The organism is Acinetobacter sp. UBA2581 (assembly GCF_002339435.1).
GTDB lineage: Bacteria > Pseudomonadota > Gammaproteobacteria > Pseudomonadales > Moraxellaceae > Acinetobacter > Acinetobacter variabilis.
On record NZ_DDLD01000103.1, the window covers coordinates 1733 to 17918 of the forward strand.

Below are 16186 nucleotides of genomic sequence, written 5' to 3' on the forward strand. Positions count from 1 at the left end.
GGCAAGAAAAACGGTTAAGAAATTCAAACATTGTGAATATGTTATGACCGATTTAGGGTACTACGGATTAGAGCAAGATGGTTTTAAGTTATTGATGCCAATAAAGAAAAAGAAGAATTTACCCTTATTTGATGTTGAGAAAAAGTACAATAAAATGATTGGAAAAATACAAGTTGTGATCGAACACATTAATAGTCAATTGAAAAGATTTAGAATATTAAGTGAACGCTATCGAAATAGACGGAAAAGATTCGGTTTACGCATTAACTTAATCGCTGCACTGGTAAACCGAATTAACTTGCAATAACGACTTTCGCAAGAGGTCTAATATCTAATCAATTATTATTTTTAATTATTAAAATTTAAGAAAATTAAAAATCCACCTCTGGCTAATAATGAGGTGAAGTAATTCTAGTTCAAATTAGGTGATTATAAATCTATACTATAATAATCATGCACAATACCACGTGCACCAAATCTTTCTTTTTGATCAATCAATCCTATATTTAAGTATTGCCCTTCATTCTCATTGGAAGTACCGAAATCAAATATTTTGGCATTTTTCTTACTTTTATCTATTAAATAATCAATGACATAATCTAATACTTTGTTTTCCCTACCTTTATCATTGCTAGCCAAATATTGAGTATGAACTACTCTTTCAGTTTCAAAAGTCACAGCTGCTGCCACAATATTGCCATCAAGACAACATTTATATGCTCTTATATTATTAGGGAAACGGCTTTTTAATAAATCTATTTCATCTTCATTATGTACAGGTTGTTGGTTATGATGCTGACGCAGTACTTCCCGGATTACTCCCCAAACCATACTAGGTTGATCTACTTCCTCACAGCTAACCCCATTTTTTTTGAGCTTATTGACTGATCTTCTTTTACTTTCTGAGTATGAATATTCTTCATTTAGATCAATAGAAACACTAATATCTCGTCGATAAAGCTTAGCATCATTACGAAATAAAGCATACAAGTCTTCTTGAGCAGGATAATTATGATAAATAACAGGAATACATTTATATATAATCTTATCAATATTTTTTTGTTTTAAATAAATTTTTAATAAAGTAAATAATTCTAGCATGTCAGATGCATGAACATCTCTATTAATTAAAAAACCACCAAAAGTTAAGCCTTGATGACTATAAAAAATATTATCTTTAATATTTCCAGGCAATAAAGCAATAATTTTCCCTTTTTCATTTTTAAATATTAGTGAGAAATCCTCAAATCGATCAGCATGATATTCTATAAAATCGCGATTAAACATAAAATGATAATTTTTACATTTTAATAAAAACTCATTCCATATTATTTTATCTGAAGCTTCATATTTATGTATTTGAAAACCTAAGTCTTCTTTCATTATAATACCCATATCTATATCCCAGTTATTATTTTTAAATCCAATATAATTTTTCTATTTATTAAAAAAATACTATTACTTTTTTTAAAGCCCATTAATTCCCATCATTTGTAATAGTCTATGGTTTATATGATCCGCATTAAAATTCTTTCTAGCATAAAGGAATCCTTGATAGCCCATTTTATTTATTTGTTCAGGATGTTCTATAAAATAAGTCAGTTTCTCTACCAATGCAGCTACATCCCATTTAGGAATTAGGAAACCTGTCACCCCATCGACTACAGTTTCATTGCAGCCTGGAACATCAGTGGTGATGACTGGACGTCCTATAGCCATTGCTTCTTGTGTACTACGGGGCACCCCCTCTCGATAATAAGATGGTAATACAAAAACTGCGCTATTACGTAGCCTTTGATCTACATCAGTCACAAAACCATTATATTCAATAATACCTGTTTGTATTAGCTGATCTAATTCAGCTTGCTTTAAGCCAGTTGGATTTTCAGGATCTAATCCACCAATAATTTTAAATACAACTTCAGGATATTTTCTTTTTACTATTCTTGCTGCTTCTATATATTCAAATATTCCCTTCTCAGCGATCAATCTAGCTATAAATATAAATGATATATTGTCCTGATTATTCCATTTTGTATAAGCATAATCTTGTAAATTAAGGCCAATCGGCCCCAAAACTTCAATCGCATTTTTTTTATGTGGCAAATTATAATGATGGACTAAATCCTTAGGATCATCATGATTTAAAAAAATAATTTTATCTAGATAAGGAAAAGCAAGCCGATATAGTGACACCTGCACAAAACGTATGAATTTAGCCTTTAAGCTTTGGCCATATTTATGAATAGTAAAAGGTGATCCTAGGCCTTCGATCATGCCATAAATATAAGGCACTTTAGTCTTATAGGCCGCTAGCGTTGCATAGATAACAGGCTTAGTTGAATAGGAGAATACGATATCAGGTTGAATTTCTTTTATTTTTTTAGCCAGCTGACAAGTTGAACGTAGATCAGCCAAGGGATTCAATCCTCCTCGACTAAGCTGATATGTCACTAAGGTGACTCCTAAATCTTGAATTTTGCCCACCCACTCATTTGTATATTCGGATACAAAGGCATAAACATGATAATTTTGTGCCAGACAAGACAAAATAAAATCTTTGCGAAAACCGTAAAGATTAGAGGCAGTCGTTCCAATGATGATAATTTTTTTAGAGATCATGGCTTTATACGCTCTATAAGTTCTAATTGTGCAGCATAAAAATTTTTATCGGAGTCAGAGACTGATGTAACTCTACGCTTATGTAGGATCTGCATTAAGTTCAAAAAATTTAGTACTTTTACAATAATTTTTTTAATTTCAAACTTTAAAACAATCTTATTTTTTTCAAGATCGGAAATAGTACTATTATAATATTTTTTGATTACTCCGATCTGGGTATTGTAACCACGGATCATTTTTTCTTTTTTTACATTTTCAACTTCTCTATAAAAATACAAGGGTTCCTGTAAAACCACGTAATTAAAATCATTTTTTATCGCAGCTGAAAGCCATAGTTCATAATCTTCTGCTAGACAATTATCGACTTGATACGGGTTCCTTTTACACCACTCCTTTCGGGCAAGTAATGAAGGATGCAGTATATTAGTAACACCTTGTAAAATTTCTTTGGGTTGCATTTGATGATTAGAATAGATTCTCTTTCCTAAAATTTCATTCTTATCTCCAATTGAATATAAGCTGGTGACTACGACATCAATATCTGAATTTTCATTTAGTACTTTAATTTGCTTTTGAAGACGATCGACTGCCATTAAATCATCGGCATCCATACGTGCAATAAAATCATACTTTGCTTCATTGATAATCTGATTTAAGCGATAAGGTAATCTTCTATTATGCCCATCAGCTATGATACGGATTCTCGGATCATTAAATGAGCGGGCAATTTCTAAAGATCGATCTGTTGACCCATCATCTACCAGAATTAATTCCCAATTTTGAAAAGTTTGCGCTAATACCGATTTAATCGCATCTTCTAAATATCTTTCAGCATTAAAAAATGGAATTCCTATAGAAATATACATATTTATTCTTCCTTATTATTATTTGAGAATAGTAAAAAAGCGGCCAATAAAAACCAAAAAATGAGTGTCCTTGCACTATAAGTTGTAAACCCATATAGCATCGGTCCCAAGAATATCAACTTGTTTGAAAATGATAATTTTTTAAAAATTTGATATAAAAAGACTAAAAATAAAGAGATACCGACGATCCCATAATAAAAAAGGATACCTAACCAAGTTGAATGAATTTCGTTTCCCTTCGGGTTATATAACCAGTGTGCACCTTGACCAGCACCAAAAACTAAATATTGAGGATATTCAAGGAAATTAAAAAGACCTCGTCCTTCAGCCTGGCTGTCTTTTTGATCCAAGCCTTCGACAAAACGCAGAACAACACTATCAAAAGCCCCTAAATGATATAAAAAGTAATTGAGGGTACTAAAAATGACTAATATGCCAAAAAATACAAATATTCTTTTATTCAGATCCCCTTTTTGACTAAATATAAATCCTAAAGTCAGCATTAAGAAGCCAATTGAAGCAGACCTTGACATGGTCAATAGAATTAAGAATAAAGCTAAAAAATAAACGATTATCTTTTTTAAATTACTTTCAGAAATATATAAAAAAATAGCACAGGTAGTTAAAACCCAAAATGCCATCTGATTGGGATCATTAAAAAGACCGTTATATCGTGGTTCAAAATTGTAACGACCCAATCCACTTGCCCAGATCGCAATTTCTATTACATAGGAAAATGGAATGAGAAATAATATTTTTTCATAAAAAAAGTTAACCTGAGAGGAATTCAAATTCATTAATAATAAAAAAAACAACAAATTAAAGATCCAGTAAATGGTAGAAACCATATAACTAGGATCTAGAACGATCAAATACCAAGCAAAATTTACACAAACTGTATATGCGACAAAGATTAAGGCTACACTTGAGTATTCGATGGTTATTTTTGAGCTACGACTGAATAATAAAAATATAGCCGCTATAATAAAAAGATGACTAAATTGTGGAACCCCACTGGACCAAAAATAAAACTGAGATAAGAAAAATGATAGTAAGATAAAGTATATGACTACTTTATCTTTTAAATTAATATCATCTAAAAAAATAATGTTATTTTTTGAATTACTTTCATTTAAAATAATCATTATCCATTCCTTTTATTATTATCTAATGCCTAGAATCAGCAAAAGAAATGATTAATATTTTTATATTACTAACTAAATTATTTTATTAAATATAGTTAAAATACAATTATTGATATAATTTTTTTAATTATTAAAAATCTTTTTTAATTAGTAGCCAATAAAAAAATCTAAAAAAATCATATGTTAAAATTTCTGAAGGATATTCTTTTAAAATTTTTATCATCTTTTCTAATGATTTCTTTTTAGATAATAGCCCTAATTCAAATGCATTAATCCACAAAGCTCTCTTTTTTGCTTTATTAAATAAAATATGATTCTGATATTCACTTAGAATCATCATTCTTGAATCGTGCATAAGAGTCGTTTGCTTATGCATATTATTATCATGCAAGCGATATTTTGCAAAAAGCACAGGAAGATAGCATAACTCCCCTTCTTGCGCTAAAAGCAGCCACATATACCAGTCTTCTATTTGTACTTCTGCATTGTAGCCACCTATTTCTCTTAAAGCTTGAGTACGAATAAGTTGTGTAGTAGCCGGCAAATCATGTTCTAACAATAAAATCTGGTCGAAGGTATAACTTTTTCTTTTTTTAACTCTATTTTTCACAAGATTAGAATCATTATCAATAATTGATACTCCTCCAAATACAGCTATACAGTTCTTATTCTGGCTTAGAAATTTGGTTTGTATTTTTATTTTATCTTTTAAGATTATATCATCAGAAGCAAGGGAGGAAAAATATTCCCCCTGTGCCCATTCTAATGCTTCATTTAGAGTTGCGCTTAAGCCCTTATTCGGACGATGTCTAAACTCAAATCGGGTAAACCGTTTTTCACATAATGGAATTAATTCTTGTATTTTTTCCACTGAAGCATCTGTAGATCCATCATCAATAATAATTAACTCAATATTCTGATAAGACTGGTCAATGACACTCTTAATACTATCATGTATAAACCTTTCATGATTATAACTTGGTATAACTATAGAGACTAGGGGTTGTTCACTTATCATTATATTATTCCCTCTTTATTTTAATTGTTTAAATATAAATAAACTGATTACGATCCAATACAGCCCATAATTTATGAGATGAGCAATAGAAACACCTTCAAAACCAAATACTTGAGTACATATATAAGTTAAAGCAATGAGAGACACTGTAAATATAATCTCTGTACAAATATAGAGTTTAGTCATTGCTTTACTGAGCATTAAATAAGCCAGTATCCAGCTTCCTATCTTCAAGGCATCTCCCATCATTTGCCAAAGAAATAAATCCTGCATAGGAGCAAAAGATGGACTAAATAATAAGTTGATAATCCAATCACGTAGTATGAAAGCGCAAATTCCGCCTAGAACAGCAAGTGGAAAAATAAACTTGTAGCCTAAATAGACCTCTTTCTTAATTTCATCAATTGCATTTAGTTCTGCTAAGCGCGGCAAGTAATACACGCCTAATGTAGTGGTTACAAGCAAAAGATATACTGTGCTTAGACGGATCATCGCTTCCCAATAACCCGCATAAGCCAGACTAAATTCTTGGGTCAAGTAGGCCCGAATTAACATTTGCGATAGCGGCACGCAAATCGCACTGACTAATGCCATGAGAATAAATGAGGCAAACTTTTTGGTAATTTCTAAGTCTATTTTTCCTAATAGTGAGGAAAACTCAAACCAGTCTGCTCTATGACAGAGTATTAATGTCACTATAAATGCAATTGACTGATAAATGGATAATGCAATTAAAGCTCCATATAACTGCAGCTTGATTGCCAAAATACCAGTGATCATAAGTGCAAATAAACTACCGGCAATATTTGCAAGCACCAGTTTTAAAATTTCTTTTTTTCCATTCAATATGGCTAAAAATAGCGTATTGAAATTGAAAAATATTAAAAAAATGGCAAACCATATAAAAATCGTTTGGAACTTAAGTGATTGAAATATATATAATGCCAGCTGCTTTTGAAAAATAAGTATGAGAATCGCAAAAAGGAGACTAAATAGAAAAACAATACTCCCTGCTGTTTTCCAGACTGCACGTTGTTTAGTCTCATCTTCATGATATTCAGCCGTATATTTAACTACTGCGGTATTAATGGCACTGCCAGCAAAGGTCGTCACCATTTGAATAAAATTCTGGAATTGACCGATCGCTGCATATCCAGTGGGTCCTAGATATACAGCCAGAATTTTATTTAGTACAAACATGGTGATGGTTTTAATCAAAACGGCTACACCATTCAGTACACTGGTCCTAAATAGATTCATCTATGCCTGAAAACCATTACATAACTGAACAACCTGCTTTGCTTCATCCATAGATAAAGTTGGTCCGATTGGTAAACTTAGAACCTCCGCATGAATTTGTTCTGAAATTGGAAAACTTAAGCCATTCCATTCCTGATAAGCCTGCTGCTTATGAGGAGGAATTGGATAATGAATGAGTGTCTGTACCCCGTTTTCTGCTAAATATTGTTGTAATTTTTCCCGATATTTTGTTCTGATCACAAATAAATGCCAGACATGTTGAGCATAAGTCTCGGTATCTATATTTTTGCATGGTAGCTCAATTGCTGGATTGTGAATTTCTTTTAAATATAGATCTGCAATATGTCGACGATGCTGATTTTCTTGATCTAAGAATTTTAGTTTCACATTCAGGATGGCAGCCTGAATTTCATCAAGACGACTATTTACACCCGGTACCAGGTTTTTATATTTTTCATGTGAACCATAATTACGTATAGCTTTAAGCATCTGCGCTAACTCAGCATCATTGGTGGTAATTGCGCCCCCATCACCGAGTGCACCTAAGTTTTTACCTGGATAAAAACTGAAACCTGCAGCATTGCCCCAATTTCCTGCTTTTTGACCATTTATTTCAGCACCATGACTTTGGGCTGAATCTTCTAAAACCAGCAAGTTATATTTTTTGGCAATGGTCATAATTTCTGGCATTGTAGCGAGCTGTCCATATAAATGAACAGGCAAAATTACCTTTGTTTTTGGAGTTATGGCTGTCTCAATTTTCTTGGTATCAATATTAAAAGTCGTTATATCCGGTTCAACCAGTACCGGTTTCAGATTATTCTGTGAAATTGCTAAGATACTTGCAATATAGGTATTTGAAGGGACGATAACCTCATCTCCTTCCTTGAGTTTTCCTAATTCTTTCCATGCGCGTAGCGTTAAAATAAGAGCATCCAAACCATTAGCAACACCTATGGCATATCGTGTTCCACAATAATTTGCAAAATTATGCTCAAATTCTTCTAATTCTTTGCCACAGATATACCATCCAGAGTCAATTACCCGAGTGCAAGCTGTAATCAGTTGATCACGGTATTGAGTATTTATCGCTTTCAGATCAAGAAAAGGAATCATTCTTATCAATCTCATATAAAAATTTATATTTATTTTTAGTCTCATATTAATTAAAATTAATATACCTATAGTATTTAAATACAATCCTATTTATTCAGTTCATAACCTTTAGATTTAAAGCTTGGCTCCAATAAAAATTGTTTTACTTTCTTATTTAGCGGTTTTTCAATAAATCTATACATTAAAAAGCTAGCGATTAGCGTGGCAATAAATATAAAAAAGGAAAACAGCATTAAGTCCATATTCAATGAAAATATTTTTCTTATATAATTTAAAATTTGTATTTCCATAACATGCAGCAAGTAAAAGGAAAAACTGATTTCTCCTGCTAACACCATGTATTTATTTGACAAAAACTGGGTGATTATACTTTTGTTCTGAGCAACATGAGACAGTGCAAAAGTTAAAATAATTGCTGCCATAGGCACCCAGTAGTAAATTGAATACCTGTAACTTATATCTATTTTATTATGAAATATAAAGAATAAAATAAAAAGTAAAATAGCCCCTAATTCAAATATAACTATAGGTTGCTTAATTTTGGAATAGCCCACTTTTACTTTTTCAAAAATATCAAACAGGATAATACCGAGTAAGAAGTCAGAAAAACGTACATATGGTGAAATATATAACCAATAGTGATCCTGATTTTTATCGAGCTGAATATTTAGAATCAAAATACCTATAAGATATAATATAAAAATATAACTTCTGATTTTTTCAGAAATCAAAAATGCAAATGGAAACAGCAGGTAGAAGAACATTTCATCAGAGATACTCCAGGAAGGAGAATTCAATGAGAAATGGATCTCTTCTGAGGTAAAAAAACTTTGTATCAGAAAAACATGCTGTATTAAATATTCCCAGCCCTTTCCAGACTGAGCAAAAGTTAATAAAAATACCAGTGCTGTTGTGGCAATATGTACTGGATATATTCTGGCTAGACGAGAAATATAAAATTCTCTTTTTGAAATATTTCCGATTAAAAACTTTTCTTTATAATTATAGGCTAAGATAAATCCACTCAAAATGAAGAAAAAGCTGACCCCTAAAAAGCCTTCGTCAAAGATACTATTAAAAATATTGGCATAATCTGTTTCTTTTAGAAAAGCCAAATGACTCAGAAAAACAAAAAGTGCGAAAAACATACGCAATGATGTAAGCGGCTTAATCACGTCATATATCTCCTTAATATTTATTATTATTTTAATTCTATCTTCTGAAGCTTATTCTTTTGCAAGGCCTTCATTCTAATGAATTAACTTTAATTTTATTCTTTTGTGATCTGCTCAACCAAATTCTGATCTACTTCATTTAGAAACTGGTCGTAATTACGAATGTAATCACTTTCATCATAGTAATCACTTGCTAGTACCAAGAGGATGCAATCTTCTGAAAAATCATGCATCTCATGCCAAATCATAGGTGGGATTAATAATCCTTTATTAGATTGAGCGATTAAAACTTCCTGTTTTTCTTTGCCATTATCCATCAGCATTTTACAGCTTCCTTGAATTCCAAAAGCAATCTGTTGAAGTTGCTTATGTGCATGGAATCCGCGTGGAACATCAGGTTGAGCACCAGCAATATAATAAAGTCGCTGTATACTGAAAGGTATATTCCGATTGGCTTCTGCGACGACCAGACTGCCACGGTGATCTCCCAGGTTAGGTAATTCAATCCACTCAATTAAATTCATGCTCATTACCCCACCAAAGAAATCAGATATTGACCGTAGCCATTTTTATGCATGGTGTGGCCAATCGCTAAAACCTGTTCTTTGCTCAACCATCCATTATTTAAGGCGATTTCTTCCAGGCAAGCAACTTTATAACCTTGACGCCTTTCAAGCGTTTCAACAAATTGAGCCGCTTCAAGCAAACTTCCCTGGGTACCTGTATCTAACCAGGCAAATCCACGTCCCAGTAATTCAACATTTAGGTCACCACGTTCCAGATAAGCTTGGTTAATTGAGGTAATTTCCAGCTCACCCCGTTCAGAGGGTTTGACCTGTTTGGCAATCTGGATGACATCATTGTCATAAAAATATAAACCTGTCACCGCAAAGTTAGATTTTGGATTTTTGGGTTTTTCTTCGATTGAGATTACCCGTTGCTGTTCATCGAACTCTACGACACCAAAGCGTTCAGGATCTTTCACTTGATAGCCAAATACTGTTGCACCTTTTTGTCGTGCTGCGGCCTGACGCAACATCGGTGTAAAACCTTGGCCATAAAAAATATTATCGCCTAGTACCAGACATACATTGCTTTGACCAATAAATTTTTCACCCAGGATAAAGGCTTGTGCTAGGCCATCAGGACGAGGCTGGATCGCATAACTCAGCTCCATGCCAAATTGCGAACCATCCCCTAATAAGCGCTTAAATCCTTCAATATCTTCTGGTGTGCTGATCACAAGGACTTCACGAATACCGGCCAACATTAATACAGATAAGGGGTAATAAACCATTGGTTTGTCATAAATTGGAAGTAACTGTTTTGAAATTCCTTTAGTAATAGGATGCAAACGTGTACCTGAGCCGCCCGCCAAGATAATCCCTTTTGTCGTTCTTAACATTATACTGCCTCCCCTAAACGTTCACGCTGATAAGAACCATCCTGAACATGTTGACACCATTCCAGATTATTCAGATACCATTGCACCGTTTTCCGGATACCTGTATCAAAGGACTCTTGTGGCTTCCAACCCAGTTCGCGCTCGATTTTTGAAGCATCAATCGCATAACGCAAATCATGACCTGGCCGATCGTTAACAAAAGTAATGAGGCTTGCATAAGTTTTTCCCTCTGGACGAGGCTTGAGCTCATCCAGAATTTTACAAATGGTTTTAACTACCTCAATATTCTGTTTTTCATTATGCCCCCCGATATTGTAGGTTTCCCCCACGATGCCTTTAGTGGCAACCTGATATAAAGCACGCGCATGATCTTCTACGAAAAGCCAGTCCCGGATCTGTTGACCATTGCCATAAACCGGCAATGACTTACTATCCAAGGCATTTAAAATCATCAAAGGAATTAACTTTTCAGGGAAGTGATAAGGGCCATAATTATTTGAACAGTTCGTAACTACGACTGGCAAACCGTAGGTTCTATGCCAGGCTCGAACCAAATGATCCGAACTGGCTTTACTCGCTGAATAAGGTGAGCTTGGTAAATAAGGCGTAGTTTCAGTAAATAAGTCTGTTGTACCTTCTAAATCGCCATATACTTCATCTGTTGAAATATGATGGAATTTGAATCTAGACTTTTTAATCGTAGATAGATTCTGCCAATACTTTCGAGCTACTTCTAATAAGGTGTAAGTTCCCACAATGTTTGTATTAATAAACTCTGCCGGACCATCAATCGAACGGTCTACATGAGACTCTGCAGCCAGATGCATAACAATATCTGGCTGAAACTCTGAGAATAATCGGGTTAAAGATACATGGTCGCAAATGTCAGTTTGTGCGAATTGATAACGGGGATGATCCGATACAGAAATAAGTGATTCCAGATTACCTGCATAAGTTAACTTATCAACATTTAATACATGATGTTCAGTCTCGTTAATGAGATGCCGAATGACGGCAGATCCAATAAAACCGGCCCCACCGGTTACCAATATATTCATCACCATTTTGATTATCCTTTAATATTTTTTATTTTACTTTTCACAAATTATTTTTAATATATCGATGCTGTCTAGGCACGTCTATTTTTATTGATTTGTCTATAAGATATATTAATTTTATTACACAAACCACCCATAGAACAGCTAATCATCAAATGTCGTTACATTTTAAAAATCCGGATAATTTTTTTTAAACATAATCCATCTGATATAGGCTTTTAGTTTTCAGATAATTTTCCACTAATATTAATTTAACAATCACCTAAACTAATTAAATATTATTTTAATTAACAACAGATTATTTTGATTACTATAAAAATAAATTATTTTAAAATCCATTAAAATATAATTGAATATTAATAAAAATCAATGATCTAAAAAACCTTTAGATTAGATAAAAATTATATGAAAATACTTTTCTATTTTAATTTTAGGGCTTAATTCCTTCTATCCGTGAAGAACAGTACTTATTTAAAAATAACAATTGGAAACAATTAATATTCTTATGTCATCTTAAGCAATTCACTATATCTCTACAGCTTATTTAATCACGGTTTCACGTCTATTTTCGTCAATCTTACAGTTAAATTTCAGCTTAGACTTATTAAATTGACTTAAGAATAGCTATAGACAAGGTATGTGATCTATTATATTTTTTAGACGTTAATCACATAAACCAAATTCAAAAAAATTAATAATTATTAATAAATACCAATTCTGAACATATAAAAACAAAGGGGTTTCAAGTGAACTATAGACACCTTTTAGGTACTTTTACCTTAAGCCTATCTCTGGTTGGATGTGCAGCAACATCCGGCTTTCAAACGTATGATTTACCGACAGAAGGAATCTATCAAACTGAACTGGGAACTCCAGTCAATCTGGTGAAACTGACTCAGGATACATTACCTGTAGTACAGTCTGCGCAAACGCATAATCTCAGTCATTATGCTCCTCTATTTCAGACTGAGGTGCAGGATTACCGCTTGAATCCGGGAGATATTTTATCTTTCCAGCTATGGGCTTATCCCGAAATTAGTGCCGTTCCTACAGCCAGCGACAATAACAATGGTTATCAGATTGACCGGAATGGTTATATCCAGTTTCCATTCATCAATCGTTATAAAGCAGCCAGAAAGACCCTTCCACAAGTTAATCAGGAAGTACGCCGTCTGTTAATTCCTTATTTGAATAATCCGGATGTGGTCGTGAGAGTAATTTCCTATCAGGGACAGCGGTATTCAGTAGTAGGTAACGTGAAATCAGCTGGACAATTTTATCTGACTGATCAGCCGGTAAGTGTGTATACGGCGCTGGGCCTAGCTGGCGGGATTAATGAGCAAGGTGATTCCACTTCAATCCAGCTCGTACGCCAAGGTGTGACCTATGATTTGAACACGATTGCTTTGGAAAAAGCGGGTTATTCCTTACATAAGCTATTGATTCAACCCAATGACACCCTGTATATCAGTCCTCGGGAAAACCAGAAAATCTATGTCATGGGTGAAGCCGGCACCAATAAACCATTACCTATCCGTGACCAAGGCATGACACTTGCTGATGTACTGGGCGAAAGCGAAGGGATTAATCCATATTCTGCCAATCCGAGTCGGATTTATGTCTTGCGTGGCAATTCTGACAACAAGATGACTGAAATCTATCACTTAAGTCTAAAAAATCTGGGAGATTTTGGTCTGGCTAAACAGTTCAAGATGAATAGTAACGATATTGTCTATGTTGATGCTACCGGTCTGACCCGTTGGGAGCGTGTAGTGAGCCAGATTCTTCCATTTTCATATGTCGCTGGTTCAGCTATACGATAGGTGAAAGTATGAAAATTAAAAATCTTTTAGCAATCTGTTTTGGACATGTTGATCATCAATCAATAGCTAAACATTTATTTATAAGATCTACCCGTACTTTCAGATTAAATCTATAAGGTTGGGTCATTGAAATAATGACCGGGACTAGCAATAAAAACACTATTTTTAATTCCTCCATGGACTTCACCTGCAACTCCATGGTGCTCAAAAACCGAATATGAAACAGATTAAATTAAAGACAACATTATTCTGATCATAATCAGAATGTCTGGTCTTTAGCGGACTCGACATACTCAGAGAGGATAAAAAACAGAATATTGAGGATCCTTTCTCGCAGGGGCAGCAAGTCATTGATGCAGTTTTTTGAATTAATTCGAAACAGCATCAGCGACTGGAAAAATCACTTTTAAACTTTTAGATAGTAAAATTATGAACAAAAATAACAATACCGATAATATGATTGACCTAAAAGGGGTGTTCTTTTCCCTGCTCGCGCAATGGAAGCTCATCCTGCTATGTGGTTTGCTCAGCCTGATTGTAGTGCTGCTTTACATACGTACCGCAGCGATTAACTATAAGGTTGATGCAATCGTCCAGGTCGAAGAAAGTAGAGGCTCATCAGCTGCTTTACTTGGCAGTCTGTCCAGCATTGTGAGTCAGATGTCTTCATCCAACGCCGAGATTGAGGTTTTAAAATCACGCACGATTCTCGAATCCGTAATTGACCGTTTAAATCTGGATCTGCATATTGCCAGCACTGAAGACTCTTTTATCAACCGTTTAATTCAAGGCAGAACTTCTCAAACTGAATATCAGACCAAAACTGTACGCTTTAAAGATGGTCAAAAAAGCTTTGATATCCGTCAGTTTGAAGTTCCTGTAGCCTATCTGGATAAAAATCTGCTGCTAAAATTTCAACAACAGAGCTTTAGCCTGATCAATCCACTGACTGAAGAAATTGTTTTTCAAGGCGCACTGAACCAGCCGGTTGAGGCTAAAGCTGCACAAGGCGACTGGAAAATTGCCATCTTTACTCAAGATAATCTCGATAATAGCTATCAGGTGAAAAAGCTCTCATTGCCTGCAGCGATCGATTCTATTCTTGCCAATTATACGATTACAGAAAAAGGTGATCTGAGCGGCGTTTTGCAACTTCGCTATCAGGGTCAAGATAAACAGCACATCACTAAAGTCCTGAATACGATTTTAGCAGTTTACAGCCAGCATAATATTACACGCCGTTCAACAGACACTGCACGAACACTGGCTTTCCTGGATGAACAATTGCCGGATTTAAGGAAACAGCTTGATGATGCAGAGTCTGCCTTCAATCGCTTCCGCCAAAAATATAATACTGTTGATATCACCAGAGAATCAGAATTATATTTAAATCAGAGTGTTAATTTAGAATCACAAAGAGCACTACTTGAACAGAGACAGGCGGAAATAGGTGCAAAGTATGCAGCTGCTCATCCAGCCATGCGTGAAATTACAGCCCAACTTCGCGTAGTGAATGGCAAGATTCGTGAATTAAATTCAACACTTAAAAATATTCCAGAGATTCAACGCCAGTATTTACAACTGTCTCGTGACGTTGAAGTGAAACAGCAACTGTATACCAATCTGGTAAATTCTTATCAGCAACTGCGTGTTGCTAAAGCGGGTGAAAGCGGTAATGTTCATATTATTGATACCGCACTTGAGCCAGTTGACCAGATTCAACAAAAACAGCCTCTGATTTTATTTTTAACCTTCTGCTTCGGTATTTTCCTTGGTATCTTGGTGGCCTTGTTCCGTAACATGCTACGTTCTGGGGTGAAAGATAGTAGTCAGATCGAATACCAGCTGGATCTTCCAGTCTATGCCAATATCGCTCATTCGACTGTTCAGAAACCTGGTCTGAAATTACTGAAAAAGAAAAAAATGCCTTTCTTATTGGCACTGAAACACAGTGATGATATGGCAGTTGAAAGTTTAAGAAGCATTCGTACAGCAAGTCACTTTGCCCTGACTCAGGCTAAAAACAATATCATGATGATTTCAGGGCCAGCACCAAAAGTTGGAAAATCTTTTGTTGCCAGCAATCTGGCAGTCATCATGGCAGAAAAAAATAAGCGTGTACTGATCATTGATGCAGACCTGCGCCGTGGTCATATACACAAATATTTTAATCTGGATAACCAGTATGGATTAACCGAATATCTGAATGAACACGTGTCTTTGGATAAAGTGGTACAAACCACCAATGTGCCGAACTTAAATGTCATCAGCTGTGGGGAAAATGCAACTAATCCAGCCGAGCTTCTGAATTCAGAACGCTTCCAGGAATTGTTGCAAAAACTGATTCCTTACTATGACCATATTATTATTGATACTCCACCGGTACTGGCTGTTACAGATGCGATCATTGTATCCCGATATGTCGGACTCAATCTGGTTGTAGCACGCTATGCAAAAACCCAGATGAAGGAACTGGCACTTACAGTAAACCGCTTTAAACAGGCTGGCAGTACTGTCAATGGTCTGATCCTGAATGATATCCAGCGTTCAGCAGGTGGCAGCTATAGCTATGATTATACGTATAGTTATAAGCCGAAAGCCAAAACCAGCTAATCTGATAGCTCCTAAAAAAACCAGCAATCATTGCTGGTTTTTTTTTATTTTTGAGCCATACCAAATACCGGTATTCACTTGCTAA

General features: G+C 34.6%; 14 protein-coding genes. 3 read left to right on the forward strand and 11 right to left on the reverse strand.

Features of this window, described 5'->3' with window-relative positions; all coding sequences use genetic code 11:
* Positions 1–307: transposase family protein (locus B3Q46_RS13110; protein ID WP_286716159.1), on the forward strand; the 307-nt coding region annotated here is incomplete at its 5' end.
* A gap of 122 nt (positions 308–429) precedes the next feature.
* Here B3Q46_RS13110 and B3Q46_RS13115 read toward each other — a convergent pair.
* The 11 genes from B3Q46_RS13115 to rfbB form a co-directional block, all read right to left on the reverse strand.
* The gene (locus tag B3Q46_RS13115; RefSeq protein WP_034589647.1) at positions 430–1383 is read right to left on the reverse strand and encodes a GNAT family N-acetyltransferase; all 954 of its coding nucleotides are present in this window, start codon (positions 1381–1383) and stop codon (positions 430–432) included.
* 84 nt (positions 1384–1467) lie between these two features.
* Positions 1468–2622: a glycosyltransferase family 4 protein gene (locus B3Q46_RS13120; protein WP_004780469.1), complete on the reverse strand. Its 1155-nt coding sequence runs from the start codon at positions 2620–2622 to the stop codon at positions 1468–1470.
* A complete protein-coding gene (locus tag B3Q46_RS13125; protein WP_004780467.1) occupies positions 2619–3488 on the reverse strand; it encodes a glycosyltransferase family 2 protein in 870 nt (289 codons plus the stop codon). The genes B3Q46_RS13120 and B3Q46_RS13125 overlap by 4 nt, the downstream gene beginning before the upstream one ends.
* Positions 3489–3490: 2 nt before the next feature.
* Positions 3491–4633, reverse strand: coding sequence for an O-antigen ligase family protein (locus B3Q46_RS13130; protein ID WP_004780465.1), 1143 nt, complete (start codon positions 4631–4633; stop codon positions 3491–3493).
* A 130-nt stretch (positions 4634–4763) separates the two neighbouring features.
* A complete protein-coding gene (locus B3Q46_RS13135; protein ID WP_004780464.1) occupies positions 4764–5651 on the reverse strand; it encodes a glycosyltransferase family 2 protein in 888 nt (295 codons plus the stop codon).
* Between the two features lie 15 nt (positions 5652–5666).
* Positions 5667–6911: an O-antigen translocase gene (locus tag B3Q46_RS13140; RefSeq protein ID WP_004780462.1), complete on the reverse strand. Its 1245-nt coding sequence runs from the start codon at positions 6909–6911 to the stop codon at positions 5667–5669.
* On the reverse strand, positions 6912–8027 hold the full coding sequence (locus tag B3Q46_RS13145; protein WP_004780461.1) for a DegT/DnrJ/EryC1/StrS family aminotransferase: 1116 nt from the start codon (positions 8025–8027) through the stop codon (positions 6912–6914).
* Positions 8028–8113: 86 nt separating this feature from the next.
* Positions 8114–9202 (reverse strand): acyltransferase family protein, encoded by a 1089-nt coding sequence (locus B3Q46_RS13150; RefSeq protein WP_004780459.1) that lies wholly within the window; start codon positions 9200–9202, stop codon positions 8114–8116.
* Positions 9203–9297: 95 nt separating this feature from the next.
* Complete coding sequence (locus B3Q46_RS13155) at positions 9298–9726, reverse strand: sugar 3,4-ketoisomerase (RefSeq protein WP_034589621.1); 429 nt, start codon at positions 9724–9726, stop codon at positions 9298–9300.
* Positions 9727–9731: 5 nt separating this feature from the next.
* A complete protein-coding gene (gene rfbA, locus B3Q46_RS13160) occupies positions 9732–10607 on the reverse strand; it encodes a glucose-1-phosphate thymidylyltransferase RfbA (protein WP_004780457.1) in 876 nt (291 codons plus the stop codon).
* Positions 10607–11665, reverse strand: coding sequence for a dTDP-glucose 4,6-dehydratase (rfbB, locus tag B3Q46_RS13165; protein ID WP_034589646.1), 1059 nt, complete (start codon positions 11663–11665; stop codon positions 10607–10609). The genes rfbA and rfbB overlap by 1 nt, the downstream gene beginning before the upstream one ends.
* A 746-nt stretch (positions 11666–12411) precedes the next feature.
* Between rfbB and B3Q46_RS13170 the strand changes: the two genes are divergently transcribed.
* Both B3Q46_RS13170 and B3Q46_RS13175 read left to right on the forward strand, forming a co-directional pair.
* Positions 12412–13488, forward strand: a complete 1077-nt coding sequence (locus tag B3Q46_RS13170) for a polysaccharide biosynthesis/export family protein (protein WP_004780454.1) — start codon at positions 12412–12414, stop codon at positions 13486–13488.
* A 429-nt stretch (positions 13489–13917) separates the two neighbouring features.
* Positions 13918–16101: a polysaccharide biosynthesis tyrosine autokinase gene (locus tag B3Q46_RS13175; RefSeq protein WP_004780452.1), complete on the forward strand. Its 2184-nt coding sequence runs from the start codon at positions 13918–13920 to the stop codon at positions 16099–16101.
* The last annotated feature ends 85 nt before the right edge of the window (positions 16102–16186 follow it).

Excerpts from the sequence above, each read along its gene's own strand:
- B3Q46_RS13115 (WP_034589647.1), bottom strand. The coding sequence starts at position 1,383 with ATGAAAGAAGACTTAGGTTTTCAAATACATAAATATGAAGCTTCAGAT.
- B3Q46_RS13120 (WP_004780469.1), bottom strand. The coding sequence starts at position 2,622 with ATGATCTCTAAAAAAATTATCATCATTGGAACGACTGCCTCTAATCTT.
- B3Q46_RS13145 (WP_004780461.1), bottom strand. The coding sequence starts at position 8,027 with ATGATTCCTTTTCTTGATCTGAAAGCGATAAATACTCAATACCGTGAT.
- rfbA (WP_004780457.1), bottom strand. The coding sequence starts at position 10,607 with ATGTTAAGAACGACAAAAGGGATTATCTTGGCGGGCGGCTCAGGTACA.
- B3Q46_RS13130 (WP_004780465.1), bottom strand. The coding sequence starts at position 4,633 with ATGATTATTTTAAATGAAAGTAATTCAAAAAATAACATTATTTTTTTA.
- B3Q46_RS13155 (WP_034589621.1), bottom strand. The coding sequence starts at position 9,726 with ATGAATTTAATTGAGTGGATTGAATTACCTAACCTGGGAGATCACCGT.
- B3Q46_RS13135 (WP_004780464.1), bottom strand. The coding sequence starts at position 5,651 with ATGATAAGTGAACAACCCCTAGTCTCTATAGTTATACCAAGTTATAAT.
- B3Q46_RS13175 (WP_004780452.1), top strand. The coding sequence starts at position 13,918 with ATGAACAAAAATAACAATACCGATAATATGATTGACCTAAAAGGGGTG.
- rfbB (WP_034589646.1), bottom strand. The coding sequence starts at position 11,665 with ATGAATATATTGGTAACCGGTGGGGCCGGTTTTATTGGATCTGCCGTC.
- B3Q46_RS13125 (WP_004780467.1), bottom strand. The coding sequence starts at position 3,488 with ATGTATATTTCTATAGGAATTCCATTTTTTAATGCTGAAAGATATTTA.
- B3Q46_RS13140 (WP_004780462.1), bottom strand. The coding sequence starts at position 6,911 with ATGAATCTATTTAGGACCAGTGTACTGAATGGTGTAGCCGTTTTGATT.